The sequence below is a fragment of the Amycolatopsis oliviviridis genome, assembly GCF_014654365.1.
Lineage (GTDB): Bacteria > Actinomycetota > Actinomycetes > Mycobacteriales > Pseudonocardiaceae > Amycolatopsis > Amycolatopsis oliviviridis.
This window is the reverse complement of the sequence record NZ_BNAY01000009.1, coordinates 182019-207250: the sequence shown is the minus strand read 5'-3', so window position 1 is coordinate 207250 and position 25232 is coordinate 182019. Positions and strand designations below refer to the sequence as shown.

The window sequence follows — 25232 nt, the reverse complement described above, 5'->3', positions numbered from 1 at the left end:
TCGGCCGCTAGGCGGGAACCGGGTCCTCTTCGGTCGTCCGGAGCCGCTGCGAGATCACCTTGGTGATGCCGTCGCCCTGCATCGAAACGCCGTACAGGGCGTCGGCGATCTCCATGGTCGGCTTCTGGTGGGTGATGATGATCAGCTGCGAAGAGTCCCGCAGCTGCTCCAGCAGCCCGATCAGCCGTCGCATGTTGGTGTCGTCGAGCGCGGCCTCGACCTCGTCCATGACGTAGAAGGGTGAAGGCCGGGCGCGGAAGATCGCGACCAGCATGCCGACGGCGACGAGCGACTTCTCGCCACCGGAGAGCAGCGAGAGCCGCTTGACCTTCTTGCCCGGCGGACGCGCTTCGACGTCGACGCCGGTGGAGAGCAGGTCGTTGGGCTGGGTCAGCACCATCCGTCCCTCGCCGCCCGGGAACAGCACGCCGAACACGGTTTCGAACTCGCGCGCGACGTCCTCGTACGCCGACGCGAAGACCTCGAGGATCTTTTCGTCGACCTGCTTGATGACGGCTTCGAGATCCTTGCGGGTGTCCTTGAGGTCTTCGAGCTGCGTCGAGAGGAACTTGTAGCGCTCCTCCAGCGCCGCGAATTCCTCCAGTGCCAGCGGGTTGACCTTGCCCAGCAGGCTCAGGTCCTTCTCCGCGCGCTTGGCCCGGCGGGCCTGGGTGTCGCGGTCGAACGGCATGGGCGGCGGCGGGGTGACGTCCTCGCCGCGTTCCTTGGCCGCCTCGTACTCGGCCATCTCCCCCGCGCTCGGCGGCACGGGATTGTCCGGGCCGTACTCGGCGACGAGGTCTTCCAGGCCGATGCCGAAGTCCTCGGCGATCTTGGTTTCGAGCTGCTCCAGCCGCAGCCGCTGCTCGGCGCGCAACACCTCGTCGCGGTGGACTGCGTCGGTGAGCTTCTCCAGTTCACCGGTCAGCTCGCGGACCTTGCTGCGCACCTGGGTCAGCGCGGTCTCCCGCGACTGCCGCTGCGCCTGCGCCTCGTCCCGTTCGTGGGCGGCGCGCTGCACGGAGACCTCGATGCGCTCCAGCGCGATCTCGCCGCCGTTGACCACCGCGTTGGCGATCTCCGCGCCGCGTTTCCGCGCGGCCCTGGACTTTTCGGCGCGTTCGCGCGCCTGCCGCTCGGCGTGCGCGGCCCGGCGGAGCGATTCGGACTTGCCCTGGATGCTCCGCGCGCGCTCCTCGGCGGTGCGCAGCGCGAGACGGGACTCCATCTCCTCCTGGCGGACCGTGCCGAGGTCTTCGGCGGCCTGGTCGCGCTCGGCGGTGTCCGGATCCTCGTCGACTTCCTGTTCGGCGACGGCGTTCAGCCGCTCTTCGAGCTCGGCGAGCTGCTGAAGCGCCTGCTCGCGGCTCTGCTCGACCTTCGCGCGCTGGGTGCTCAAGCGGTCCATCTCGGCCTGAGCGCCGCGCGCGGCCTGCTGCAACCGGTTCAGCCGCTCGGACGAACGCGCCTTACGGACCTTCGCGTCGCCGAGTGCTTCCTTGGCCCTGCCGACCTCTTCGCGCCTCGCCTGCTGCCCGGCGCGGGCGCCTTCGAGTTCCGCGGCGGTGCGTTCCAGCGCGCGCTCGGCGGCGTTCAGCCGGTCGCCCGCCTCGTCGACCGCGGCCTGCACCTCGATGACGCTCTCGCTGCGGGCCGAGCCGCCGACCGCCCAGCGGGCGCCGAAGACGTCGCCCTCGGGCGTGACCGTGCTGACCTCGGGATACACCTCGACGAGCCGCCGGGCGGACTCCAGACCGTCCACAATGGCCACCCGGGCGAGCGCGTGCTCGACGGCGGACCGCAACGCGGGCGGCGCCGTGACCACTTCACGCGCCCAGCGCGCGCCCACGGGCAGCGACGGCCAGGAGCTGGTGTCCACAGTGGACTCCAGGCCGCCGAGCAGGATGCCTGCGCGACCGGAGTCGTTGTCCTTCAAGAACTTCAGCGCGGCGAGCGCGTCGGCGCCGCCGTTGACCGCGACCGCGTCGGCGACCGGGCCGAGCGCCGCGGCCAGCGCGACCTCGTGGCCCGCCTCGACGGTGAGCAGCGCGGCGACCGAACCGAGCAGGCCCGGCAGCTCGTGCTGCGCGCCGAGCAGCGCGCCGGCGCCGTCCTTCCGGCGCAAGCCCATCGACAGCGCCTCGACGCGCGCCTTCTCCGACGCGATCTCGCGTTCGGCGGCCCGTTCGGCCTTGACGAGTTCCTCGACCCGCGCCTTGGCGGCGTTGTTGGCCTCCACCGCGCGATCGTGGTGGGCCTGCAGGTCGAGGTCGTCGGACTCCTCCACCCCGCCCTCGGCCTTGGCTTCTTCGAGTTCCTCGACGGCGATCTCCGCGCGCTCCGCGGCCTCTTCGAGCGAAACGGTGAGCCTGTCGATTTCGTCGGAGGTGGCACCGTTCTTGCTGCGCAGCGCCTCGACCTGACCGGTGAGCTTCGCGAGCCCTTCCCGGCGGTCGGCGATCGCGCGGACGGCGGCCATATGCGCGCGCTCCGCGGCCTGGACGAGGTGTTCGAGCTGCTCGCGCCGCTGGACGGTCTCCGAAAGCACCATCCGGGCCTCGGCGACGGCCTCGTTGAGTTCCTGCTCCTGCTCGGCGACCTGCTCGGCCTCGGCCAGCAGCTCGTCGGGGTCGCGGCCGGTGCTCGCCTGCTGCACGTCGGAGGAAAGGTGCCGCTGACGCTCCAGCGCGAGCCGCACGGTGCCGCGCAACCGTTCCGTCAGGGCGGAAAGCTTGTACCAGGTCTCCTGGGCCGCGGCGAGGCGCGGCGCGTCCTCGGCGAGCGACGCTTCGAGCTCGGCCTCCTCGGCGGCGACGATCTCCAGCGCCTGCTCGACCTCGGCGCGGCGCTGGCGGGCGACGCGCTCGTCGGCCTCTTCCTTGGCGATGCCCGCGCGCTGGGTGACCAGGTCGTGGGCGAACAGCCGCAGCCGGGCGTCGCGCAGTTCGGACTGCACCCACTGCGCCTTGCGGGCGATCTCGGCCTGCTTGCCCAGCGGTTTGAGCTGACGGCGGAGCTCGGTGGTCAGGTCGCCGAGGCGGTCGAGGTTGCCCTGCATGTTCGCGAGCTTGCGCAGGGTCTGTTCCTTGCGCTTGCGGTGCTTGAGGACACCGGCGGCCTCTTCGATGAAGGCGCGGCGCTCCTCGGGCTTGGATTCGAGGATCGCCGAAAGCTGGCCCTGCCCGACGATGACGTGCATCTCGCGGCCGATACCGGAGTCCGACAGCAGTTCCTGCACGTCCATGAGACGGCAGCGGTCGCCGTTGATCTCGTACTCGCTCGCGCCGTCACGGAACATCCGGCGCGTGATCGAGACTTCGGAGTACTCGATGGGCAGCGCGCCGTCGGCGTTGTCGATGGTGAGGGTGACCTCGGCGCGCCCGAGCGGGGCGCGGCCGGCGGTCCCGGCGAAGATGACGTCCTCCATCTTGCCGCCGCGCAGGTCCTTCGCGCCCTGGGTGCCCATGACCCAGCGAAGCGCGTCGAGGACGTTCGACTTGCCGGAGCCGTTCGGCCCGACCACACAGGTGATGCCCGGCTCGAAACGCAACGTCGTCGCCGAGGCGAAGGACTTGAAGCCCTTGAGCGTCAGGCTCTTCAGGTGCACGTCGTGCTGACCCCTCTGGCTGCGGGAACCGGTCGTTCAATCGGTCCAGGCTACCTGTGCGCCCACCGTGATCGTGGGACGCGGGGGCCTCAGCGCTCCACGAAGCCGCTGATGCCACCTTTCGCAGGCGACCAGCGCTCGACGACGTGATCCACACTTCCGGGTGATTCGCCGGATCTCAAAGCCAGCAAAAGCCGCTCACAGTTGTCCCGGACACCCTCCGCTACCACCTCGACACGCCCGTCGGCCAGGTTGCCCGCACTGCCGACCAACCCCAGCTCAAGCGCCCGGCTGCGGGTCCACCAGCGAAAACCGACCCCCTGCACGCGACCGTGCACCCACGCGGTCAGCCTGATGTGCGTTATTTCTTCACTCACGTCCCCTATCGTGCACCACGCGGATGAACGCGGAGGGTGAACACAACGTTCGCAGCGGTTCGCAGACAGTGAAGCCACGGTGATAATCTCCGCGCCGGGTCCCCACTTTGGGCTACCTCGCCCGGGTAGCCGGAAGCGTCTCGGTGTTCTCACCAGTCGCTTCACTCCCCGAAGTCCCCCATCCGAGGAGCCAGCCCATGTCCCGTCCCGACGGGTCTGATCCGAGCGCACGCGTGTCCGTGGCGCCCCCGCGCGGCGCCACCGGCAAGCTCAACCGTGCCGGCTACGCCGTACTGGGCGTCAGTGGCCTCGTGGTGGCGACGGCCTTCGCCGCGATCGCCGAACTGGCGGGCCCCGGCGTCTCCGCCACCGCGGGCGGCACCGGCGTCCCCGGCGGCGGGCAAGGTGTCGCCCCCGCCGGCGCCCAGCTGGTCCCGGGCAACGCCGTCCCCGGCGGCCCGATGACCGTCAGCGGCTCGCCGATCCCCGGCGCGTCCTCCAGCTCCACGGCGCCGCCGACCACGGTGACCTCGGTCGGGCCGGACGGCAAGGAGACGACGAGCGTCGTCGCGCCGCCGCCCGTGGTGCCGCCGCCCGGTGGCCCTGGCACGCCGCCGCACACGGTCCTGCCGCCGACGACGCCGACCACTCCGAAGCCCACGCCTCCGACCACGACCACCCCGACGAAGACGACCCCTCCGACCACGACGACGCCGTCGGATCCGCCGTCGAGCCCGCCGGGCGGCGGCTCCAGCTCCAGCGGCGCCCCGGACTCGTCGCCGGGCCGGTCCAGCGTCTCCGACATCTCCACGAGCAGCGCCCGATAGGACTTCGGTCCGTGTGTCGGCTGATTCCGGTCCCATCGAGGGCCAAGCCGAACCCGGTCGCCGGGTCCGAAGGCGTGACTCGCGTGATCAGGGACGTGACTCGCGTGCTTGGGGACGGAACTCACGTGATTGAAGGCGGAACTCACGTGACGGACGCCGACCCGCGTGTGCGGCCTCCAAGCACGCGAGTTCCGTCTCTGATCACGCGAGTACGGCACCTGAGCACGCCCGACCGTCCGGGGTCACATTTCGAAGCGGTAGCCCATCCCCGGTTCCGTCAGCAGGTGCCGCGGCCGCGAGGGTTCCGGTTCCAGCTTCCGCCGCAGCTGCGCCAGATACACCCGCAGGTAGTGCGACTCGGTCTCGTAGGTCGGCCCCCACACCTCGTGCAGCAGCTGTTTCTGCGCCACGAGACGGCCCCGGTTGCGCACCAGCAGTTCCAGCACACCCCATTCGGTCTTGGTGAGGTGCACTTCCTTCCCGTCCCGGCGCACCTTCTTGGCCGCCAGGTCGATGCGGAACGAGCCCGTGTCCACCACCGCGTCCGCACCGTCCACACTGGACGTCGCCGAACGCCGGACGGCGGCGCGCAGCCGCGCGAGGAGTTCGTCCATGCCGAAGGGTTTGGTGACGTAGTCGTCGGCGCCGGCGTCGAGGGCCTGCACCTTGTCGGCCGAGTCGCCGCGCGCGGACAGCACGATGATCGGCACCGTCGTCCAGCCGCGGAGCCCGGCGATCACCTCGGTGCCGTCGAGGTCGGGCAGGCCGAGGTCGAGCACGACGACGTCGGGTTTGGTCTCGGCGACGGCCTTCAGCGCGGCCGTCCCGTCGTGCGCGGTGATCACCTTGTAGCCGCGGGCGGACAGGTTGATCCGCAGGGCTCGCACGATCTGCGGTTCGTCGTCGACGACCAGAACGGTCGCCGACGCGGTGTCTGCGCTCATCGCACTCGCTCCTCCTCTTCGTTTTCCAGGCCCTCGTCGTCGAAGGCGAGGAGGCTCTTTTCCGGATCCTGACCAACATATGCGGGCAGCGAGATGACGACGGTGAGCCCGCCGCCGGGCGTGTCCTCCGCCCGGATCCGCCCGCCCATCGCCTCGGTGAACCCCTTGGCGACCGACAGCCCCAGTCCCACGCCCGGCACGCTGTCCCGGTCTCCCCCGAGCCGCTGGAACGGAGCGAAGGCCGAGTCCGCGGTGCCCTTCTTCAGCCCGCGTCCGTGGTCGATGATGCGCAGTTCGACGTGTTCCGAATGGGTGCTGGCCCGCGCGGAGACCGGTTCGCCGGACGCCCCGTGCCGCAGCGCGTTGTCGACGACGTTCGCCACGACCCGCTCCAGCAGCCCGGGGTCGGCGCATACGGACGGCAGCCGCGAGTCGATCGCGACCACGACCGAATCCGAGTTGTCCACATTGGACAGGGCGTGCGCGACGACCTCGTCGTAGCCGACCGGGCGCAGATGCGGGCGGACGGCGCCGGTCGCCAGCCGCGACGAGTCGAGCAGGTTGTCGATCAGCCCGGCGAGCCGGTCCGCCGATTCCTCGATCGCTTCGAGCAGCTCGTCGGTGTCCTCTTCGGACAGTGAGATGTCGGTCGCGCGCAGGCTGCCGATGGACGCCTTGATGGACGTCAGCGGGGTCCGGAGGTCGTGTCCCACGGCCGACAGCAGGGCCGTGCGCAGTTCGGTCGCCTCGGCCTTGCGTTCCGCGCGGACGGCCGCCTTCGCCGTCCGCTGCTGCCGCAGGGCCAGCAGGGCCTGCCCGGCGACGGCTTCGAGCACTCCCCGGTCCGACGCGGGCAGCGCGCGGCCCCGCAGCGTCAGATGGACGTCCGCGGTGACCGCGATGTCGGCGTCGGCCTGATCCGGGTCGGCGCAGGGATCCGTGCCGGCGTTCGCCACCCGATTCCACTTCCCGTCCCGCTTTTCCAGCAGGGTCACCGAAGTCATCCCGAAGTTCTCGCGGACCTTCTCCAGCAGCCGCTCGATCGGGTTGGTATGGGTGAGCACGGTCCGCGCGTAGGAGGCGAGCAGCGCCGCCTCGGTCCGCGCCCGCGCGGCCTGCGTCGCGCGCCGGGCCGCGGTGTCGACGACCGCCGCGACGAGGATCGCCACCAGCACCATCGCGACCAGCGTGATCACGTTGCGCGGCTCGTGGACGGTCAGGTTGTACAGCGGCGGGGTGAAGAAGAAGTTCAGCAGCCCGGCCGAGACCACCGCCGCGAGCAGCGCGGGCCCGAGCCCGCCCACGAGCGCGACCAGCACCGTCGCGAGGACGTAGTCGATCACGTCGGTGGAGAAGTCCAGCTGATCCCTCAGCACGACGCCGAGCAACGTCGCCAGCGCGGGCAGCAGCAGCGAAAGCGCCCAGCCGGTCAGGCGTCGTGATGGCGTCAAAGGGCTCCGGTTGAACCGGGCGCGCAGCCGTCCACCCGCCTGGGCGTGCGTGACCATGTGGACGTCGATCGGGCCGGACCGCTGGACCACAGCCGCGCCGATGCCTTCGTCGAACAGCCTCGCCACCCGCGACCGCCGCGAGGTCCCGACGACCAGCTGGGTCGCGTTGACACCCTGCGCGAAGTCGAGCAGCGCCGTCGGCACGTCGTCGCCGACGACGGTGTGGAAGGTCGCGCCGACCTCTTCGGTCAGCTTCCGGTACTTGCCGACCGCCGTCGGTCCCATCCCGGCGAGCCCGTCGCCGCGCAGGATGTGCAGCACCTGCAGTTCGGCGCCCGCGCGGTTCGCGATGCGGCTCGCGCGGCGGATCAGCGTCTCGCTCTCCGGTCCGCCGGTGATCGACACGACCACCCGTTCGCGTGCTTCCCACGTGTCGGTGATCTTCTGCTCGGCCCGGTACCGCTGCAACGCCACGTCCACCTGGTCGGCGACCCACAGCAGCGCGAGCTCCCGCAGCGCGGTGAGGTTGCCGGGCCGGAAGTAGTTGCCCAGCGCCGCGTCGATCCGCTCGGCCGGGTAGACGTTGCCGTGCGCGAGGCGCCGCCGCAGCGCCTCGGGCGTGATGTCGACCAGCTCCAGCTGTTCGGCCCGCCGCACGACCTCGTCGGGCACCGTCTCCTGCTGGGTGACGCCGGTGATGCGCTCGACGACGTCGTTGAGGCTCTGGAGATGCTGCACGTTGACCGTGGACAGGACGTCGATCCCGGCGGCGAGCAGTTCGTCGATGTCCTGCCAGCGCTTTTCGTTGCGCGAGCCCGGCACATTGGTGTGCGCGAGTTCGTCGACCACGGCGACTTCGGGGGCGCGGGCGAGCAGCGCGTCGAGGTCCATCTCCTCGAACTCGTGGTCCCGGTGCTCGGACCGGCGGCGCGGCACGGTTTCGAGCCCTTCGACGAGTTCCGCGGTCTTCTTGCGCCCGTGCGTCTCGACCAGGCCGATGACCACGTCGGTGCCCCGGCCGAGGCGGCGTCGCGCCTCGCCGAGCATCGCGTAGGTCTTGCCGACGCCCGGGGCCGCGCCGAGGTAGATCCTCAGCTCACCCCGGCGCGGCTTGGTCGTGTTCTCGTCCACGTCTGTCAGTGTGCTCCTCCGGCCGCGTCGCGCACGGCCAAGTTGACCTTCAGCACATTGACGCCCGGCACGCCGATCCCGGCGCCGCCGGTGTTGTCGGCCACGAGCCGGCGGACCTTCTCCTCCGGCAGGCCGGTGTTCCGCGCCACACGCGGGATCTGCAGGTCCGCGTAGGCGACGCTGATCGCCGGGTCCATCCCCGATCCCGTCGTGGTCACCGCGTCGGCGGGCACCTGCGACTCCTGCACGCCTTCGCGGGCGGCGATGAGCTTCTTGCGCTCGCCGATCGCGGCGACCAGGTCCTCGTTGTACGGGCCCTTGTTCGACGCGCCGGACGACGACGGGTCGCCGGGGCCGAGAACGTCCTTCGAGCCCGCGGAGGGGCGGTTGTGGAACCAGGGGTCCTTGGCCGGGTCGGCCGCGACCGGGTCGACGCCGATCAGCGACGAGCCGACGGCCTGCCCGTCCTGGGTGATGATCGAGCCTTCGGCGTTGCCCTGCAGGCCGGGGATCCGGGAGACCGCCCACACGCCGAGCGGGTAGACCACACCCAGCAGGACCGTGAAGACGAGCAGGACACGCAGCCCGGCGAGGGTCTGCTTCAGCAGTGCGTTCATGGCGTTACCCGATTCCAGGGATGAGACGGACGAGCAGGTCGATCAGCCAGATCCCGAGGAACGGGCTGACGATCCCGCCGAGGCCGTAGACCAGCAGGTTCCGGCGCAGCAGCGCCGAGGCCGACGACGGCTTGTACCGGACGCCGCGCAGCGCGAGCGGGATCAGCCCGACGATGATCAGCGCGTTGAAGATGACCGCCGAGAGGATCGCCGACTTCGGCGTCGCCAGCTGCATGATGTTGAGCGCGCCGAGCTGGGCGAAGATGCCGGTGAACATCGCGGGCAGGATGGCGAAGTACTTCGCGAGGTCGTTGGCGACGCTGAAGGTGGTCAGCGCGCCGCGGGTGATCAGCAGCTGCTTGCCGATCTCCACGATCTCGATCAGTTTCGTCGGGTCGGAGTCGAGGTCCACCATGTTCCCCGCCTCCTTGGCGGCGGAGGTCCCGGTGTTCATCGCGACGCCGACGTCGGACTGCGCCAGCGCGGGGGCGTCGTTCGTGCCGTCGCCGGTCATCGCGACCAGCCGCCCGCCCTCCTGCTCCTTCTTGATCAGCGCCATCTTGTCTTCGGGTTTGGCCTCGGCGAGGTAGTCGTCGACACCCGCGTCCGCCGCGATGGCCTTCGCCGTCAGCGGGTTGTCCCCGGTGATCATGACGGTCTTGATGCCCATCGACCGGAGCTGGACGAACCGCTCCTTCATCCCGGGTTTGACCACATCGGACAACCGGATCACGCCGCGCACGAACGCTTTCGCGCCGTCGTACTCCGCGACCACCAGCGGGGTCCCGCCCTGCTGGCTGATCTCGTCGACGACCCGTTCGGTCTCGTCCGGCATGTCGCCGCCGCGTTCGCGGACCCATTCGCGCACGGCGGCGGTGGCCCCCTTGCGGACCTGGCGCTCGCCGATGTCGATGCCGCTCATCCGGGTCTGCGCGGTGAACTCGACGAAGTCCGCGAGCTTCTCGTCGTCGGACGCCGTCTCCGCGAGACCGTGTTCCCGCGCCACGAGTTCGACGATGCTGCGGCCTTCCGGGGTGCCGTCGGCGAGACTGGACAGCCTGGCCGCCTTGGCGATGTCGTCCACAGTGGACGAACCGACCGGGATCAGTTCGGTGGCCTTGCGGTTGCCGAAGGTGATCGTGCCGGTCTTGTCCAGCAGCAGCGTCGAGACGTCGCCGGCGGCCTCGACCGCGCGGCCACTGGTCGCGAGGACGTTGCGCTGCACCAGCCGGTCCATCCCGGCGATGCCGATCGCGGACAGCAGCGCGCCGATCGTCGTCGGGATCAGGCAGACCAGCAACGCGGTCAGCACGATCACGGACTGCTGACTGCCGGAGTAGCCCGCCATCGGCTGCAGCGCCACGACGGCGAGCAGGAAGATGATCGTGAGCGTCGAGAGCAGGATCGTCAGCGCGATCTCGTTCGGCGTCTTCTGCCGGGAAGCGCCCTCCACAAGTGCGATCATGCGGTCCACGAAGGACTCGCCGGGTTTGGTGGTGATCTTCACGACGACGCGGTCCGAGAGCACCGTGGTGCCGCCGGTGACCGCGCACCGGTCGCCGCCCGATTCGCGGATGACCGGGGCCGACTCGCCGGTGATGGCCGATTCGTCGACGGTCGCGATGCCTTCGACGACGTCGCCGTCACCCGGGATGACCTGCCCGGCCTCGACGACCACGAGGTCGCCGACGCGCAGGTCGGCACCCGGCACGGTCTCCTCGTCGCCGTCCTCGGTGAGACGCCGCGCGACGGTCTCCTTCTTGCTGCGCCGCAGGGTTTCCGCCTGCGCCTTGCCCCGGCCCTCCGCGACGGCCTCGGCGAGGTTCGCGAACAGGACGGTGAACCACAGCCAGATCGTGATGAGGATGGTGAACACGCTCGGGTCGGTGATCGCGAAGACGGTGGTCAGCGCGGAGCCGATCCACACCACGAACATCACCGGGTTGGCGAGCTGGTGCTTGGGGTTGAGCTTGCGCAGCGCCTCCGGCAGCGAGGTCAGCAGCTGGCGCGGGCTGAAGATCCCCGCGCCGACCCTGCCCGTGTTTTCCACGTGGTGCTGGGAAGTCTCCTCTGGAGTGCGTTCCTGAGTCATGGTCATGCGAGTGCCTCTGCAATGGGCCCGAGCGCGAGCGCCGGGATGAAGGTGAGGGCCGCGACGAGCACGATCGTGCCCGCGAGCATCGTGCCGAAGAGCGGTCCGGTGGTGGGCAGCGTGCCGGCGGTCTCCGGGACCTTCCGCTGGGAGGCGAGGGATCCGGCGAGGCACAGCACGGCGAGGATCGGGATGAACCGGCCGAGCAGCATGGCCACCGACAGCGAGGACTGGAACCAGTCGCTCGTCACGGTGAGCCCGCCGAACGCGGAGCCGTTGTTGTTGCCCGCCGACGCGTAGGCGTAGAGGACCTCGGAGAGGCCGTGCGCGCCCGAGTTGGTCATGGCGGCCGGGGTGTCGGCCAGCATCAGCGCGATCCCGGAGCCGAGCAGCACCACGGTCGGCATCGCCAGCATGGCGACGGCCGCGCAGGTGACCTCGCGTTTGCCGAGCTTCTTGCCCAGGTACTCCGGCGTCCGGCCGACCATCAGCCCGGCGAGGAACATCGCGATCACGGCCATCACGAGGATGCCGTAGAGACCGGTGCCCACCCCGCCCGGCGAGATCTCGCCCAGCAGCATGTTGAGCAGGACCCCGCCGCCGCCGAGGCCGCTGTAGCTGTCGTGCGCGCCGTTGACCGCGCCGGTCGACGTGCCGGTGGTCGCGGTGGCGAACAGCGAACTCAGCCCGATGCCGAACCGCTGTTCCTTGCCCTCCAGATTCGCCCCGGCGGCCAGCGACGCGGGGCCGCTCGCGTGGGCCTCGGACAGCCAGGTCACCGCGAGCATCGCGGTGAACAGCGTGGCCATCACCGAGAGCAGGACGTACCCCTGTTTGGTGTTCCCGACCAGCTTGCCGAAGGTGCGGGTGAGCGAGACCGGGATGACCAGGATCAGGAAGATCTCGATCAGGTTGGTCCAGGCGTTGGGGTTCTCGAACGGGTGGGCGGAGTTGGCGTTGAAGATGCCGCCGCCGTTGGTGCCGAGTTCCTTGACGGCTTCCTGACTCGCGGCGGGCGCCAGCGCGATCTTGCCGGTGCTACCGTCGGGATTGAGGACGTCGACGCCGCTCTTGAGGCTCTGGACGACGCCGAGCGCGATCAGCACGATCGCCGCCACGAACGCGATCGGCAGCATGATCCGGATCGTGCCGCGGGTCAGGTCCACCCAGAAGTTGCCGAGGCGGTCGGTCTTCGCGCGCACGAAGCCGCGGACGACCGCGACGGCGACCGAAAGGCCGACGGCGGCGGACAGGAAGTTCTGCACCGTCAGCCCGGCCATCTGCACGAAGTGACCCATGGTCGCTTCGGGGCTGTAGGACTGCCAGTTCGTGTTGGTCACGAAGCTGACGGCGGTGTTGAAGGCGACCGCCGGGGAGACCGGTTCCTTGCCGAGGCTCCACGGCAGGATCGCCTGGAGCCGCTGAAGCAGGTAGAGGAACACGACGGAGACGAACGAGAAGCCGATCACGGCCGACGCGTAGGTCTTCCAGTGCTGCTCGGAACCGGGGTTCACCCGGAACAGCCGGTACAGGCCGCGTTCGGCCTTGGTGTGCTTCTCCGAAGAGAAGACGCGCGCCATGTAGTCGCCGAGCGGTTTGTAGACCGCGGCGAGCGCGACGAGGAGGAGGCCGGCCTGCAAGAGGCCGGCCATCGTGTCTGTCATTCCAGTCCCTCCGCGGGAGCAAGTACGTCGGGACGCATCAGAATTTCTCCGGCCTGACCAGTGCGATGAACAAATAGACGATCAGCCCCAGCGCCAGCAGTCCGCCGACGACGTTGGCCACGGTTCCCGTGCCGGTCACAGCTTTTCCAAGCCGCGAAGGGTCAGGGCGAGAACCACGAATACGCCGATCAGGAGCACGGCGTAGAGCAAGTCGGCCACTAGGCACCTCTCAGGACAGGTCACCCCATCGGTGACCAGGACTCCGCAACACTGCGCCTGGTCAGCCCGTTTCCGGTGATCGACTGACGGCCTCTTGATGCCCCGATCGGGTGCCTTTACGACTTCTTGATGCCCGGTGACTTGTCCCACAGACGGTGACGCAGTGAGGACGGAGCGTGCAATTCGGGCAGACAAGCCGCACGAAGCGTGTTACACCAGTGTTACCGATAGTTGTATGTGCTAACTAATCACCAGGAGGTAGCGATGTGCGGAATCGCAGGGTGGGTCTCCTATGGCACGGACCTGACACAACGTCGTGAAGTCATCGACGCGATGACCGCGACCATGGCGTGCCGCGGGCCGGACGACTCGGGCACCTGGGTGCGGCCGAGCGTGGCGCTGGGTCACCGCCGGCTGGCGATCATCGACCTGCCGGGCGGCAGGCAGCCGATGGCCGAAGCCGGGCTGGCCGCGATGGTCTACAGCGGCGAGGCGTACAACTTCACCGAGCTTCGCGAGGAACTTTCCCGGCGGGGCCACAAATTCGAGACCGACAGCGACACCGAGGTCGTGCTCCACGGCTACCTGGAGTGGGGCGACGAGGTCGTCGACCACCTCAACGGGATGTACGCCTTCGCGATCTGGGACGAGCGCGACGAGAAGCTCGTGATGATCCGCGACCGCATGGGCATCAAGCCGTTCTACTACTACCCGACTCCGGACGGCGTCCTCTTCGGCTCCGAACCGAAGGCGATCCTCGCGAATCCCTTGGCGCGCAAGGTGGTCGACACCGACGGCCTGCGCGAACTGATGTCGATGACCAAGACCCCGGGCTGGTCGCTGTGGAAGGGCATGCACGAGGTCGGGCCGGGCACGATCGTCACCGTCGACCGCTCCGGGATCCGCACGCGGACGTACTGGAAGCTCGACGCGAAGCAGCACACGGACGACCAGGAGACCACGGTCGAGCGGGTCCGCGAGCTGATGACCGACATCGTGCACCGCCAGCTGATCGCCGACGTGCCCCGCTGCGTCCTGCTTTCCGGCGGGCTCGACTCCAGCGCCGTCACCGGTCTCGCCGCCGCGCGGCTGGCCGAACAGGGCGAACGGCTGCGCACGTTCTCGGTCGATTTCCAGGGCCAGGAGGACAACTTCCAGCCGGACGAGATGCGGGACACCCCGGACTCGCCCTTCATCCGCGACGTCGCGCACTTGGTCGGCTCGGACCACAAGGACGTCGTGCTGAACCCGGCCGAGCTCAGCGATCCCGAGATCCGCCGCAAGGTGCTGACCGCGCGGGACATCCCGGCGGGGCTCGGCGACATGGACACGTCGCTGTACCTGCTGTTCAAGGCGATCCGCGCGGAATCCACGGTGGCGCTTTCCGGTGAGTCGGCCGACGAGGTCTTCGGCGGGTACCGCTGGTTCCACGACGATGCCGCGGTGAACTCGGGGACCTTCCCCTGGCTCGCCTTCCGGACGGGGCTCACCAGTGAGCGGGGCGCTCTCCTGCGGGAAGACGTCCGGGACAAGCTGGACCTGCCCGGCTACATCGCCGACCAGTACGCCACCGCGGCCGCCCAGGTCGAGCACCTCGACGGCGAGAGCGAGCAGGACCGGAAGATGCGGACGGTCTGCAACCTCCACCTAAGCCGGTTCGTGCGAATGCTGCTGGACCGCAAGGACCGGGCGTCGATGGCGGTCGGGCTCGAAGTGCGGGTGCCGTTCTGCGACCACCGGCTCGTCGAGTACGTCTACAACACGCCTTGGTCGCTGAAGACGTTCGACGGCCGGGAAAAGAGCCTTCTGCGGCACGCCACGAAGCACGTTCTGCCCGCGTCCGTGCGCGACCGGGTCAAGAGCCCGTATCCGTCCACTCAGGACCCTGGCTACGCGGCGGCCTTGCAGCAGCAGGCCAAGGAGGCCCTGACCGAACGGGACAACCCGGTGTTCTCGCTGATCGACCGGGACTGGCTGCACCGGGCGTCCGAAGTGGACCCGGCGACGATGCCCTCGGTCCAGCGCACCGGGATCGACCGGGCGCTGGACCTCTACCACTGGTTCGACCTGTACCGGCCCGAACTGCAGCTGGACTGAGCCCTCTGGTCCGCCGCCGTCTCAGCGACGGCGGCGGACCGTTCCCCCTACCGCGATCCCCCCGAGGACCGCGGTCGCCGCGAGCAGGATTCCCGCCTCCGTCCATTGGAACCGCCAGAACCGCCCGACGGGCTGGTAGACGGTGAAGTCCCGGTAGCCCGCGGCCTCGGCGCACGCGTTCTTCCCCAGCCCCAGCGGGCAACCGGGCACCTCGTCCAGTGAACTCATGTCGTGGCCGTCCGGCGCGACCCGGCCCACCTTCACGATCAGGGCCCCCATCGTCGCCGGATCGGCGCCGGTCGTCCGGACCGGCTCGGCGTAATGCGGCCTCAGCAGCAGCAAGGCGATCGAGGCCGCGAGGAACACCGCGACCGTGATCGCGATGGCGGGCAGGGTCTTGCGCACGAGCACCCCGGCCGCCGCACCGAGCACGAAGGCGAACAGCCACCAGGCGGCGGGCGCGACCCCGACCGCGCCGAAGTAGGACGTCTCGGCGAAGGTCTCCGCCTTGCCGGGGAACATTTCCAGCCACCCGCCGAACATCTGCCCCGAAGCGAGCCCGGCCAGGACCGCACATCCGGAGAGGACGCCGAACTTGACGGCCATCCAGTGCCCGCGGCTGACCGACTGTGTCCACGCGAGCTGGTGGGTGTTGCGCTCGTACTCCCTGGCCAGCAGCGGCGCGCCCCAGAAGACGCCTGCCAGCAAGGGAATGAACGGCACCATCGCGACCAGTGGGTAGATCTCCTGATAGAGATCCTCCAGTCCCGCGTCGTACTCACGGCACGGGATGCCGCCTCCATGGCAGTACAAAGAGGTCTTGCCGTTCGAAGCGTCGATGGCGGCCTGGCCGGACAGGAGCAGGATCCCGCCGACCACGGCCAGGAATCCCAGGGTGACGAGCAGCTGGGTCCGGTGCTGCCGCCAGGTGAGCCAGAGCAAGAACGTGTCCCTTTCTAGGAGCGGCGCCGGATGGCGAAGGTCGCGGAGACGGCGAGCAGGAGCGAGACGCCCGCGAGGATCGCGGCCTCGGTCCATTGGAAACGCCAGTACCAGTCCTGGGGCAGGACCTTGAGCGCGGTGATCTCCCCGGTGGCGTCCCTGATCATTTCGAGGACCCGGCCGGCGGGCTCCTGACCGGTGCCCAGGGTGACGAGCTCCGGATCGGCGTAGAGGTCACGGACATTGGCCACGCCGATCATCAGGCCGACGGTCACCGCGATGGTGACGGCGATGGCGGGCAGGGTCTTGCGGATGAGCGCGCCCGCGGCGGTGCCGAGCACGAAACCGAAGAGCCACCACGCGCCGGGCGCGACGCCGGTCATCGCGAACAGGACCGGGTTGTCGAAGCGGCTGGTGAAGGCGGTGTCGCCGCGATCGGTCGGGAAGACGTCCACCCAGCGCTGCATCATCGTCCCGAACGCGAGCCCCCCGAGGGTGGCGAGGACGGCGAGGAATCCCAGTTTCACGCCCAGCCAGCGGAACCGCGAGATCGACTGGGTCCAGACGAGTTTCGTCGTACCGCGTTCGTATTCCGCCGCGACCAGCGGCGCGCCCCAGAAGACGCCGATCGCCACGGGGACCACCTGGAGCCAGGAGAGATAGGTGTACAGGTCCGAGAACAGCTTGGCCGGGTCCGGACTGTCCGCCGCGGCGTTCCCGTTGACCAGCAACAGGATCCCGACGGCGACCAGCAGTATTGCCGTGACCAGCAGCTGCATCCGGTGCTGGCGGTAGGTGAGCCAGAACATCGTTCCCCCTTACGCCGAGGCCAGTGTCGGGCGAGGCAGGCTCGCGGATTCGGGACGCCGCAGGTAGGCGAGCACGAGCTCTTCCAGGTTCACCGGGCGCTCGGTCCACTGTGGACCCAGGGGAACCGGTTCGGTCCGGGCGAAGACGGTCGCCTGCCTTCCCGCCCTGGCCTCGTCGACGACCGCGACCCGCTTGGCCAGCGCGTCGGCCTCCTCGACGGGTCCGGAAAGGATCCGGTGCCCGGCGACGAGGTCGTCGATGTCGCCGCTGACCTGGACGCGGCCGCCGTTGAGGACGATCAGCCAGTCGCAGGTGTTCTCCAGATCGGAGACGACGTGCGAGGAGAGCAGGACGGTCATGCCGGTCTCCGCGACCGCCTCCATCAGCCCGCGCATGACCTCGTGCCGGGCCAGCGGGTCGAGGTTCGCGAGCGGCTCGTCCAGCACCAGGAGATCCGGGCGTTTGGCGAGGGCCAGGGTGAGCGCGACCTGGGCGCGCTGGCCACCGGACAGCTTCCCGACCTTGTGTTTCAAGGGAAGCCCGAGCGAATCGATGCGCTTGAGCGCGAACTCGTCGTCCCAGCCGGGGTTGAGGCGCCTGCCGAACTTGAGCATCTCGGCGATGCTGAAGCCGGGATACAGCGGCTTGTCCTGGGCGAGGAACGCGGCGGTTCCCCGGATCGAGACCGAGCCGAGCGTCGCTTCGAGCAGCCCGACGGCCAGGTGCAGGAGGGTCGTCTTGCCCGCGCCGTTGGGTCCGACGAGGGCGACGACGCGTCCTTTCGGGACGGACAGCGAGCAGTCGCGCAACGCCCACTTGCGGTGGTAACGCTTGCCGAGGCCGGTCGCCTCGATCACGGATTCATCGGTCATGCCGTTCGCTCCCCTCGAAAGCCATCGACCACCACCGAGGCGAACAGCGCCTCGACGTCTTCCTGGTCCAGACCCGATTCCCGCGCGTCGCGAACCCAGACCCCCAGGCTCTTCCGCAGCCGCGTGTGCTCGGCGAACGAAGCCCCTCCGAGCGTCTTCTGGACGAAGGTGCCGAGGCCCGGCCTTCCCTCGACGAGCCCTTCGCGCTCCAGCTCGCGATAGGCCTTGAGGACGGTGTTGGGGTTGATCGCCAGCTCGGCGACCACTTCCTTCGCCGTCGGCAGCCGGTCCCCCGGCTCCAGCAACCCCAGACGGAGGGCGTTCTTGACCTGCTGGACGAGCTGGACGTACGTCGCGACGCCCGAGCCCTTGTCCAGGTGGAAGGTGACCACTGGCAACACCCTTTCACTAGTTAAGTAGTGAAAGGGTGCAGGCAGGCGGCCGCTCTTGTCAACGCCGAAAATCCGTGAAGGCCCCCTTGACGGACTCTGAGTCCCTCAAGGGGGCCTTCACGGAAAACCCCAGCCCCAGTCAAGAAGAAGCGCCAGTTCGACGACACGGGGAAAGACGTCGAGCTGGCACTACCCCCAACCCCCACCGCCGTCAGAAGGCGGTGCCTGTGCAAGTTGAAGGTGCCCACCGTCGTACCGGAACCGAATGGGGGGTCCTGCCCGTCTTGTTGGTTGGGCACGGTTCCGGCGACGGGTCCTCGGTGGACACCACGCAAGGATCACGGCGTCCGGATGCAGGGCGCTTGCACTACGCTTGCAGGCTCTGACGAGGGTGAGCGGAGGTGGCCGGGTGGAGTTCCGCGTCCTCGGCGCCGTCGAGGCGTGGGCCGGTGGCGATCCGGTCGATCTCGGCTCGCCCAAACAACGGCTCGTGCTGGCGGTTCTGCTGCTGGAGGCGGGCAAGCCGGTGCCCCGCGACCGGATCATCGACCTGCTCTGGCCCGAAGAACCGCCGGCGAGCGCCCGGAACACCGTTCAAGCGCTCGTGTCCAGGCTACGCGCGGTGTTCCGCTCCGCGGGCGGGCCGGAGATCGTCTCCGAGGGGACCCGGTACATGCTCAGGGTCGCCCCGGGCCAGGTGGACCTGCACCGGTTCACCGGGCTGACGGCGCAAGCCCGCGAGGCCGACGACGAAACCGCCGTGGAACTCCTGGACGAGGCGCTCGGCCTGTGGCGGGGCGAGGCGTTGTCCGACGTCGTGAGCGGCGAGGTCGCCCAGCGGCTCCGCGGTGGCATGAACGAGGAACGCTGGACCGCGCTGGAGGATCGCGCCGACGCGCAGCTGCGTCTCGGCCGCGGGAGGCAGGTGCTGGCGGAGCTGACCGAACTGGTCGCCGCGCATCCCCTGCGGCAACGGTTCGTCGGCCAGCTCATGCTCGCGCTGCACCGCGAAGGCCGCACCGACGACGCGCTCGAGGCTTTCCGCGCGTTGCGGGAGAGGCTCGGCACGGAGCTGGGTCTCGATCCCTCGCCCGAACTGCGCCGGCTGGAAACCGCCATCCTCGCCGCCGATCCCGCGCTGGAGCCCACGGCGGCCGCGACCAGGCCGGAGCCGGTCCGCCCGGCTCAGCTGCCGCACGACGTCCGCGGGTTCGCCGGGCGCGCGTCCGAATTGGAGCGGCTCGACGAGGCGACCCGGCACGCGGGTGAGGGCACCGACATCTGGGTCATCAGCGGGACCGCGGGGGTCGGCAAGACCGCGCTCGCCGTCCGCTGGGCCCACCGGGTGCGGGACGCGTTCCCCGACGGCCAGCTCTATCTGGACCTCCGGGGCTTCGATCCCGACCACGAACCGCTCACCCCGGCCGTCGCGCTCACGCAGCTTCTGCAAGCGCTCGGCACCGCGCCCAAGGCCATCCCGCCGGACACCGACACGCGGGCCGCGCTCCTGCGCTCCCTCCTCGCCGATCGCCGGGTGCTCCTGGTCCTCGACAACGTGCGCGACACCGGTCAGGTGCTGCCGCTGCTGCCGCCGTCGGGCACCGTCCTGGTCACCAGCCGCCAGCGGCTCGGCGACCTCATCGCCCGCACCGGCGCCCGCGCGCTCCCGCTGTCCGTGCTGCCCGCCGAAGACGCGCGGCATCTGCTGGAGGCCGTGCTCGGCAGCGAGACCGTCGCCGCCGAGGCGGGCGCGGCCGCGGAGCTGGCCCGGCTGTGCGGTCACCTCCCGCTCGCCCTCCGGATCGCGGCGGCCAACCTCGGTGCCAGCGGCGAACCCGAGATCGCCGAACTCGCCCGCGAGCTCGCCGGCGGCGACCCGCTGACGGAACTGACCGTCGACGGCGCCGAGGAAAGCGCCGTGACCACGGCCTTCGGCGTCTCGTATCGCGCGCTTCCCGAGGAACACCGGCTGCTGTTCCGGCGGCTCGCGCTCGTCCCCGGCCAGACGTTCACCGCCCCCGCCGCGCAAGCGCTGACCGGTGCCCCGCATTCGAAGGCGAACCAGCAGCTCAAGGCGCTCGCGGCGGCGCACCTGGTCGAGCGCTACACCCCGGGGCGCTACCGGTTCCACGACCTGCTCCGCAGTTTCGCGGCGGGCCGCACGTTGTCCGAAGACCCGAAGCCCGAACGCGACACAGCGGAGAGGCGGCTCTTCGAGAGCTACCTGACCACCGCCGACGCGGCGGGCCGCGTCCTCATCCCGCATTTCCTGCGCCTGCCGCGCGAAGAACCGGAAGACAAACCCTTCGGCGACACCGAAGAGGCGCTGGCCTGGCTGGACGCCGAGTGGCCGAACCTCGCCGCGGCGGTCGAGCACAGCGCCGAACACGGTCCGCCGGAGTTCTCCTGGCACCTCGCCGACGCGCTCCGCGCCTTCTTCCACCAGCGCGGTCATCACGCGGAATGGATCGACACCGCGTCGACGGCGCTCAAGGCCGCCCGGCGCAGCGGCGCCGGGCAGGCACAGGCCGCGATGCACCTGAGCATCGCGCTCGCCTGCGTCAACAGCGGCCGCTACGACGAGGCCCGCGAACACCTGACGAGTGCCCTGCGCGGAGACCTCCTCGACGGCTGGGACGCCGGTCGCGCGGCCGTGCTCAACAACCTGAGCGCGGTGCACCAGCGCCTCGGCGCACCGCAGGAGGCGATCCGCTGCGGGCTGGAATCCCTGCGGCTGTGCGAAGAACTGAACCTGCCGGGAATCTCGATGGCGCTGGCGAACCTCGGTTTCCCGTACTGGCAGACCGGCCAGCTCGACGAGGCACTCGCCAACTTCACCCGCGCGCTGGCGGTCGCCGAACGGGACGGCGCGCGGTTCAGCGTCGCGGTGCTGCTGGTCGATCTCGGCAACGTGCACCGCGATCTCGGCCTTCCCGACGACGCCTACGACTTCTACACCCGCGCGCTCGCGGCCAACCGCGAACTGGGCTACACCTACGGCGAGGCGACGGCGCTGTCCGGCCGGGCCGTGCTCGAAAGCGGGCGCGATCCGAGCGAACAGAACCGCACGGACGCCCTCGAAGCCGTCGAACTCACCCGCAAGATCGGCGACCGGGGCACCGAAGCCTGGACACTCGTCGGGCTCGGCGAGGTCTGCCTGAGGCTCGGCCTGCCCGAGGAGGCCGCCGAGCATCACCGGCTCGCGTTGTCGATCGCGCGGACGACCAGTTTCTTCTGGTGTGAGGCCGCCGCGCGGACCGGGCTCGCGGAAACCCTGCTGAAACTGGGAAAGGTCGCGGAAGCCCGCACGCACGGGGAGCTGGCGCTGGAACTCGCCGCGCGCTCCGGCTACCGGCTCGTCGAGGAACGCGCGAAACTGATCCTGGACGACCTTTAGCCGCGCGCCTTCACGCTACCGGCGATCGCCGCCATAACCGCCGTCAGGATGCCGAAGATGCTCGCCAGCGCCGTCGCGACGCCGTTGCTCTTGTCGAAGCCGAAGATCCACTTGAGGTGCGTGCCGAAGGGCGTGCCCCACACCAGCGGAGCCGCCACGAAGACCGCCATCACGTAAAACGCACAGAGCCCGAACAGCGTCCACGCGCCGGGAATCCTGCGGGCGAACGTGAATCCGGCGGCGACCACCAGCAACCCCGCGGTGACGATGCCGCCGAACGCGTTCTGGATCACCGGACCGGACCAGCCACCGGCGGGGTCGAGCCCGTAAACGACGTTATACAGCGCGAACCAGACGATCATGGCGGCGGTGAGCAGCCCCAGGAAGCCGGCGGTCATCGCCGCCCCGGCGCTCGCCCTCGGCTTGGGCGGCCTCGGCTTGGGCGGCCCGGGCTGCGGTGGATTCGGCTGCATCCGGGCTCCTCGCGCGTTCCGGCCGGCTGGAAGAGGCCGCCTGTGATGGTCGGCGATCACCGTAGCGAGGGTCTCCCGGGGCGGGCCGGTCGTGGCAGGAACCTGCCTTCGCCGCCCAGGTAGCCGAAGACGTGACTCGCGTGATCAGACACGTGACTCGCGTGCTTGGAGCCGGAACTCACGTGTCTGGATGCGGAACTCGAGTGTGCGGCGTCTGATCACGCGAGTTCCGTCTCTAATCACGCGAGTGCGGTCCCTGATCACGTGAGTCACGAGGCTGGCGTCAGGCGCGGACCTCGTCCACGCGGACCGGGCGGCGTTCGCGCCGGGAGACCTCGCACGCCTCGGCGATGTAGAACGCCTCCAGGGCGTCCGCCGCGCCGCACGGGCTCGGCGCGCGGCCGGCGGCGACGTCGAGGAACGCTTGCAGTTCACTGATGTACGCGGGACGGAAGCGCTCCATGAACCCGGGATAGGCCGGGCCGGGCAGCGGCTGGACGCCGGGTTCGACCGAGGCCAGCGGAGCGCGATCGTCCAGGCCCACCACGGCGTTCCCGGCCGAGCCGAGCACTTCCAGCCGGACGTCGTAGCCCGCGCCGTTGTAGCGCGTCAACGAGACCACCGCGAGCGTTCCGTCGTCCAGGGTGAGTGTCGCGGCCGCGGTGTCGACGTCACCGGCGTCGACGAAGAACCGCTCGCCCTTGTTCGCCCCGACGGCGTAGACCTCGACGACCTCGCGGCCGCTGACGAACCGGACGACGTCGAAGTCGTGCACCCCGCAGTCGCGGAACAGGCCACCGGAATGCGCGACGTACTCCGCGGGCGGCGGCGCCGGGTCCAGGGTGGTCGCGCGCAAGGTGTGCAGCCAGCCGAGCTCACCCGAGGCCACGGCGGCCTGGGCGGCCGCGTAGCCCGCGTCGAACCTGCGCTGGAAACCGATCTGCACCGGCACTTCCGAACCGGAGATCTTGTCGATCACCGCCAGGGTGCCCGGGATGTCGGCGGCGACCGGCTTCTCGCAGAACACCGGGATCCCCGCGTCGACGGCCTTGAGGATCAGCTCCGGATGCGCGTCCGTCGCCGCCGTGATCACCAGTCCGTCCAAAGAGGACTCGAAGAGCGCGGGGATGTCCGCGGCCGCTTCGACGCCGAGTTTGGCCGCGGCCGCCTCCGCGCGGCCGGCGTCGACGTCGGCGACGACCACGGACGAGACCTCGTCGAAGCTCTTCAAGGTTTCGGCGTGCGAAGTACCGATCCGGCCGGTGCCGGCGAGTCCCAACCTCATGTCGTTACCTTTCCAGGGCGGCGGTGGTCGAACGGACCACCAGCGACGGGTGGAGCAGATGCCGGACCGGTTCGGTGCGTTCACCCCGGACCCGTTCGAGCAGTGCTTCGACGGCCAGCCTGCCCATTTCGGTGCGCGGCTGGTCCACAGTGGTCAGTGAGAGATGTTTCAGCGCGGCCAGCGAGGTGTTGTCGTACCCGACGACGGAGACGTCCTCGGGGACCCGCAGACCGGCCTCTTCCAGCGCGGAGATCGCGCCGACGGCGTTGAAGTCGTTGCCCGCCACCAACGCCGTCGGCAATCCCGCGCGGGGATGATCCCCGAGCAGCTCGTGCACGGCCTTCTCACCGGCCGTGTCGGTGTGCTCGCTGCGCACGATGAGCGGGTGCAGCCGGTGCCGCCGCATGGCCTGCTGATACCCCCGGCGCCGGGCCGCCGCACCGGCGGCGACTCCGCCGTCCAGATGGGCGATCCTTCGGTGCCCCAACGAGACCAGGTGATCGACGGCGAGCGCGGACCCCGCTTCGCCGTCGTCGTTCACCGTGTCCACCCCCGGTACGCGCGAGGTGCGCGACACCAGGACGACGGGACCTTGCGCGGCCGCCTCCTCGATCGCCGACGCGGGCACCACCGGCGACAGCAGGATCACCCCGGCGGGCCGGAAGGACAGCAGGCTCTTCAACGCGGCGCGCTCGCGCGCGGGACTGCGGCCGCCGGTGTTGAGGATCAAGTGGAATCCGGCCGCTTCGGCCGCCGCGTCGAGCCCCTCGACGACGTCGGCGAAGAACGCGTTGCGGAGATCGGAGACCATCACCCCGAGGACCGTCGACGTCCGGCTGGCCAGCGACCTGGCCATCGCGTGCGGTTCGTAGCCCAGTTCGTGCGCCGCGCACAGCACCCGCGTCCGCCGTTCGTCGGAGACGTTCGGCGCGTTCCTCATCACCAGGGACACGAGCGCACGGGACACCCCCGCTTTCGCGGCGACGTCCTCCATCGTCGGTCTCGCCATTCCCAGCCTCCCCCTGCCCTTGACTTTACTGTGACGGACGCTACATGATTAGAGCGCTCTAATCAATAGAGCGCTCTAACCCGATCCCCGCAACCCGCCGCAGGAGGCCGCCGATGACAGTGACGACGTCCCGGATCCGAATCGCCGCCGCCCCGATCTCCTGGGGCGTGTGCGAAGTCCCCGGCTGGGGCCGCGTGCTCGACGCGGGGACCGTTCTGGGTGAGATGGCGGAGCTGGGGGTCCGCGCGACCGAGCTCGGCCCGCCCGGATACCTGCCGCGGGACCCGGCGGAGCTGCGCGCGCTGCTGAGCGGTCGCGGGCTCGACCTGGTCGGCGGTTTCCTCGCCGTCGTCCTGCACGAAGACCCCGAGGCCGCACTGGCGGCGGCCGAGGAATCCGCGGCGTTGTTCGCGGCCTGCGGCGGTGACATGCTCGTGCTCGCCGCCGCGACCGGTCTCGACGGCTACGACGAACGCCCCGCGCTGAGCGACGCCGAATGGGCGACGCTGATCGAAACCTCAAGGGAGATCAGGGAAATCGCCGCGCGCCACGGGCTTCGCACCGTGTTGCACCCGCACGTCGGGACACACGCGGAGACCGAGGACGAGGTCGAGCGCTTCCTCGCCGATTCCGATCTCCCGCTGTGCCTGGACACCGGGCATCTCCTGATCGGCGGGACCGATCCGGTCGCGCTGGCCAAGCGGTACCCCGAACGGGTCGGTCACCTGCACCTCAAGGACGTGCGCGGCGAACTCGCCGAAGACGTCCGCGCCGGGAGGCTTCCCTACGCCGAGGCGGTGGGCGAAGGTCTGTATGTCCCGCTCGGCGACGGGGACGTCGACATCGAGGCGATGGTCAGGTTCGTCGACGAAGCGGGCTACGACGGGTGGTACGTACTGGAACAGGACACCGCGCTGAGCGAGAAGAGCCCGGATGATCTGCCCAAGCGGGATGTGGCCAGGAGCCTGGCGCATCTCGACGGAATCGTCAGCCGGCTCCCGGCTGCCAGGTAACGGAAGAAGCGAG

19 protein-coding genes are annotated in these 25232 nt (G+C 69.9%); 4 read left to right on the top strand and 15 right to left on the bottom strand.

Annotated elements, in window-relative coordinates:
* Window positions 1-7: 7 nt before the first annotated feature.
* Window positions 8-3607, bottom strand: coding sequence for a chromosome segregation protein SMC (smc, locus tag IE302_RS33155; RefSeq protein WP_191258395.1), 3600 nt, complete (start codon window positions 3605-3607; stop codon window positions 8-10).
* Window positions 3608-3696: 89 nt separating this feature from the next.
* Window positions 3697-3984: an acylphosphatase gene (locus IE302_RS33150; RefSeq protein ID WP_191258394.1), complete on the bottom strand. Its 288-nt coding sequence runs from the start codon at window positions 3982-3984 to the stop codon at window positions 3697-3699.
* A gap of 197 nt (window positions 3985-4181) precedes the next feature.
* On the opposite strand from IE302_RS33150, the gene IE302_RS33145 reads away from it, so the two are divergent.
* Window positions 4182-4811: a hypothetical protein gene (locus IE302_RS33145; protein ID WP_191258393.1), complete on the top strand. Its 630-nt coding sequence runs from the start codon at window positions 4182-4184 to the stop codon at window positions 4809-4811.
* Window positions 4812-5053: 242 nt separating this feature from the next.
* Here IE302_RS33145 and IE302_RS33140 read toward each other — a convergent pair whose 3' ends face one another.
* Genes IE302_RS33140 through kdpF form a run of 6 tightly spaced genes read right to left on the bottom strand, consistent with a single transcriptional unit; the run spans window position 5054 to window position 12849 of the window.
* Window positions 5054-5755: a response regulator gene (locus IE302_RS33140; RefSeq protein ID WP_005154857.1), complete on the bottom strand. Its 702-nt coding sequence runs from the start codon at window positions 5753-5755 to the stop codon at window positions 5054-5056.
* Window positions 5752-8337, bottom strand: a complete 2586-nt coding sequence (locus IE302_RS33135) for a DUF4118 domain-containing protein (RefSeq protein ID WP_191258392.1) — start codon at window positions 8335-8337, stop codon at window positions 5752-5754. The genes IE302_RS33140 and IE302_RS33135 overlap by 4 nt, the downstream gene beginning before the upstream one ends.
* A 5-nt stretch (window positions 8338-8342) precedes the next feature.
* Window positions 8343-8954: a potassium-transporting ATPase subunit C gene (locus IE302_RS33130; protein WP_191258391.1), complete on the bottom strand. Its 612-nt coding sequence runs from the start codon at window positions 8952-8954 to the stop codon at window positions 8343-8345.
* A gap of 4 nt (window positions 8955-8958) precedes the next feature.
* Window positions 8959-11052, bottom strand: coding sequence for a potassium-transporting ATPase subunit KdpB (gene kdpB, locus IE302_RS33125; RefSeq protein WP_191258390.1), 2094 nt, complete (start codon window positions 11050-11052; stop codon window positions 8959-8961).
* Window positions 11049-12710: a potassium-transporting ATPase subunit KdpA gene (gene kdpA, locus IE302_RS33120; RefSeq protein WP_191258389.1), complete on the bottom strand. Its 1662-nt coding sequence runs from the start codon at window positions 12708-12710 to the stop codon at window positions 11049-11051. Before kdpA ends, kdpB begins: the two co-directional genes overlap by 4 nt.
* A 37-nt stretch (window positions 12711-12747) precedes the next feature.
* Complete coding sequence (gene kdpF / locus IE302_RS33115; RefSeq protein WP_020630647.1) at window positions 12748-12849, bottom strand: K(+)-transporting ATPase subunit F; 102 nt, start codon at window positions 12847-12849, stop codon at window positions 12748-12750.
* A gap of 344 nt (window positions 12850-13193) precedes the next feature.
* On the opposite strand from kdpF, the gene asnB reads away from it, so the two are divergent.
* Window positions 13194-15026 carry an asparagine synthase (glutamine-hydrolyzing) gene (asnB, locus tag IE302_RS33110; RefSeq protein WP_191258388.1) on the top strand — a complete coding sequence of 611 codons (1833 nt, stop codon included), beginning with the start codon at window positions 13194-13196 and terminating at the stop codon, window positions 15024-15026.
* 21 nt (window positions 15027-15047) lie between these two features.
* Here asnB and IE302_RS33105 read toward each other — a convergent pair whose 3' ends face one another.
* Genes IE302_RS33105 through IE302_RS33090 form a run of 4 tightly spaced genes read right to left on the bottom strand, consistent with a single transcriptional unit; the run spans window position 15048 to window position 18042 of the window.
* Complete coding sequence (locus IE302_RS33105; RefSeq protein WP_191258387.1) at window positions 15048-15968, bottom strand: ABC-2 membrane transporter-related protein; 921 nt, start codon at window positions 15966-15968, stop codon at window positions 15048-15050.
* A 14-nt stretch (window positions 15969-15982) separates the two neighbouring features.
* Entirely contained in the window at window positions 15983-16777 is a 795-nt protein-coding gene (locus IE302_RS33100; protein ID WP_191258386.1) for an ABC-2 membrane transporter-related protein, read from the bottom strand.
* A 9-nt stretch (window positions 16778-16786) separates the two neighbouring features.
* Entirely contained in the window at window positions 16787-17650 is an 864-nt protein-coding gene (locus tag IE302_RS33095; protein ID WP_191258385.1) for an ABC transporter ATP-binding protein, read from the bottom strand.
* Window positions 17647-18042 carry a GntR family transcriptional regulator gene (locus IE302_RS33090; RefSeq protein WP_191258384.1) on the bottom strand — a complete coding sequence of 132 codons (396 nt, stop codon included), beginning with the start codon at window positions 18040-18042 and terminating at the stop codon, window positions 17647-17649. The genes IE302_RS33095 and IE302_RS33090 overlap by 4 nt, the downstream gene beginning before the upstream one ends.
* A 409-nt stretch (window positions 18043-18451) precedes the next feature.
* Between IE302_RS33090 and IE302_RS33085 the strand changes: the two genes are divergently transcribed.
* Window positions 18452-21439 carry an AfsR/SARP family transcriptional regulator gene (locus IE302_RS33085; RefSeq protein WP_191258383.1) on the top strand — a complete coding sequence of 996 codons (2988 nt, stop codon included), beginning with the start codon at window positions 18452-18454 and terminating at the stop codon, window positions 21437-21439.
* Here IE302_RS33085 and IE302_RS33080 read toward each other — a convergent pair.
* The 3 genes from IE302_RS33080 to IE302_RS33070 form a co-directional block, all read right to left on the bottom strand.
* Window positions 21436-21912: a hypothetical protein gene (locus tag IE302_RS33080; RefSeq protein ID WP_191258382.1), complete on the bottom strand. Its 477-nt coding sequence runs from the start codon at window positions 21910-21912 to the stop codon at window positions 21436-21438. The genes IE302_RS33085 and IE302_RS33080 overlap by 4 nt on opposite strands.
* 283 nt (window positions 21913-22195) lie before the next feature.
* Window positions 22196-23197: a Gfo/Idh/MocA family protein gene (locus IE302_RS33075; protein ID WP_191258381.1), complete on the bottom strand. Its 1002-nt coding sequence runs from the start codon at window positions 23195-23197 to the stop codon at window positions 22196-22198.
* Between the two features lie 4 nt (window positions 23198-23201).
* Window positions 23202-24206 (bottom strand): LacI family DNA-binding transcriptional regulator, encoded by a 1005-nt coding sequence (locus tag IE302_RS33070; protein WP_191258380.1) that lies wholly within the window; start codon window positions 24204-24206, stop codon window positions 23202-23204.
* Window positions 24207-24319: 113 nt separating this feature from the next.
* Between IE302_RS33070 and IE302_RS33065 the strand changes: the two genes are divergently transcribed.
* Window positions 24320-25219, top strand: coding sequence for a sugar phosphate isomerase/epimerase family protein (locus IE302_RS33065; protein WP_191258379.1), 900 nt, complete (start codon window positions 24320-24322; stop codon window positions 25217-25219).
* Window positions 25220-25232 lie beyond the last annotated feature (13 nt).

What these genes read in the sequence shown, in the direction of transcription:
- IE302_RS33145 (WP_191258393.1), top strand. Translation starts at nt 4,182, where the DNA reads ATGTCCCGTCCCGACGGGTCTGATCCGAGCGCACGCGTGTCCGTGGCG.
- IE302_RS33140 (WP_005154857.1), bottom strand. Translation starts at nt 5,755, where the DNA reads ATGAGCGCAGACACCGCGTCGGCGACCGTTCTGGTCGTCGACGACGAA.
- IE302_RS33130 (WP_191258391.1), bottom strand. Translation starts at nt 8,954, where the DNA reads ATGAACGCACTGCTGAAGCAGACCCTCGCCGGGCTGCGTGTCCTGCTC.
- kdpB (WP_191258390.1), bottom strand. Translation starts at nt 11,052, where the DNA reads ATGACCATGACTCAGGAACGCACTCCAGAGGAGACTTCCCAGCACCAC.
- kdpA (WP_191258389.1), bottom strand. Translation starts at nt 12,710, where the DNA reads ATGACAGACACGATGGCCGGCCTCTTGCAGGCCGGCCTCCTCCTCGTC.
- asnB (WP_191258388.1), top strand. Translation starts at nt 13,194, where the DNA reads ATGTGCGGAATCGCAGGGTGGGTCTCCTATGGCACGGACCTGACACAA.
- IE302_RS33100 (WP_191258386.1), bottom strand. Translation starts at nt 16,777, where the DNA reads ATGTTCTGGCTCACCTACCGCCAGCACCGGATGCAGCTGCTGGTCACG.
- IE302_RS33095 (WP_191258385.1), bottom strand. Translation starts at nt 17,650, where the DNA reads ATGACCGATGAATCCGTGATCGAGGCGACCGGCCTCGGCAAGCGTTAC.
- IE302_RS33080 (WP_191258382.1), bottom strand. Translation starts at nt 21,912, where the DNA reads ATGCAGCCGAATCCACCGCAGCCCGGGCCGCCCAAGCCGAGGCCGCCC.
- IE302_RS33075 (WP_191258381.1), bottom strand. Translation starts at nt 23,197, where the DNA reads ATGAGGTTGGGACTCGCCGGCACCGGCCGGATCGGTACTTCGCACGCC.
- IE302_RS33070 (WP_191258380.1), bottom strand. Translation starts at nt 24,206, where the DNA reads ATGGCGAGACCGACGATGGAGGACGTCGCCGCGAAAGCGGGGGTGTCC.
- IE302_RS33065 (WP_191258379.1), top strand. Translation starts at nt 24,320, where the DNA reads ATGACAGTGACGACGTCCCGGATCCGAATCGCCGCCGCCCCGATCTCC.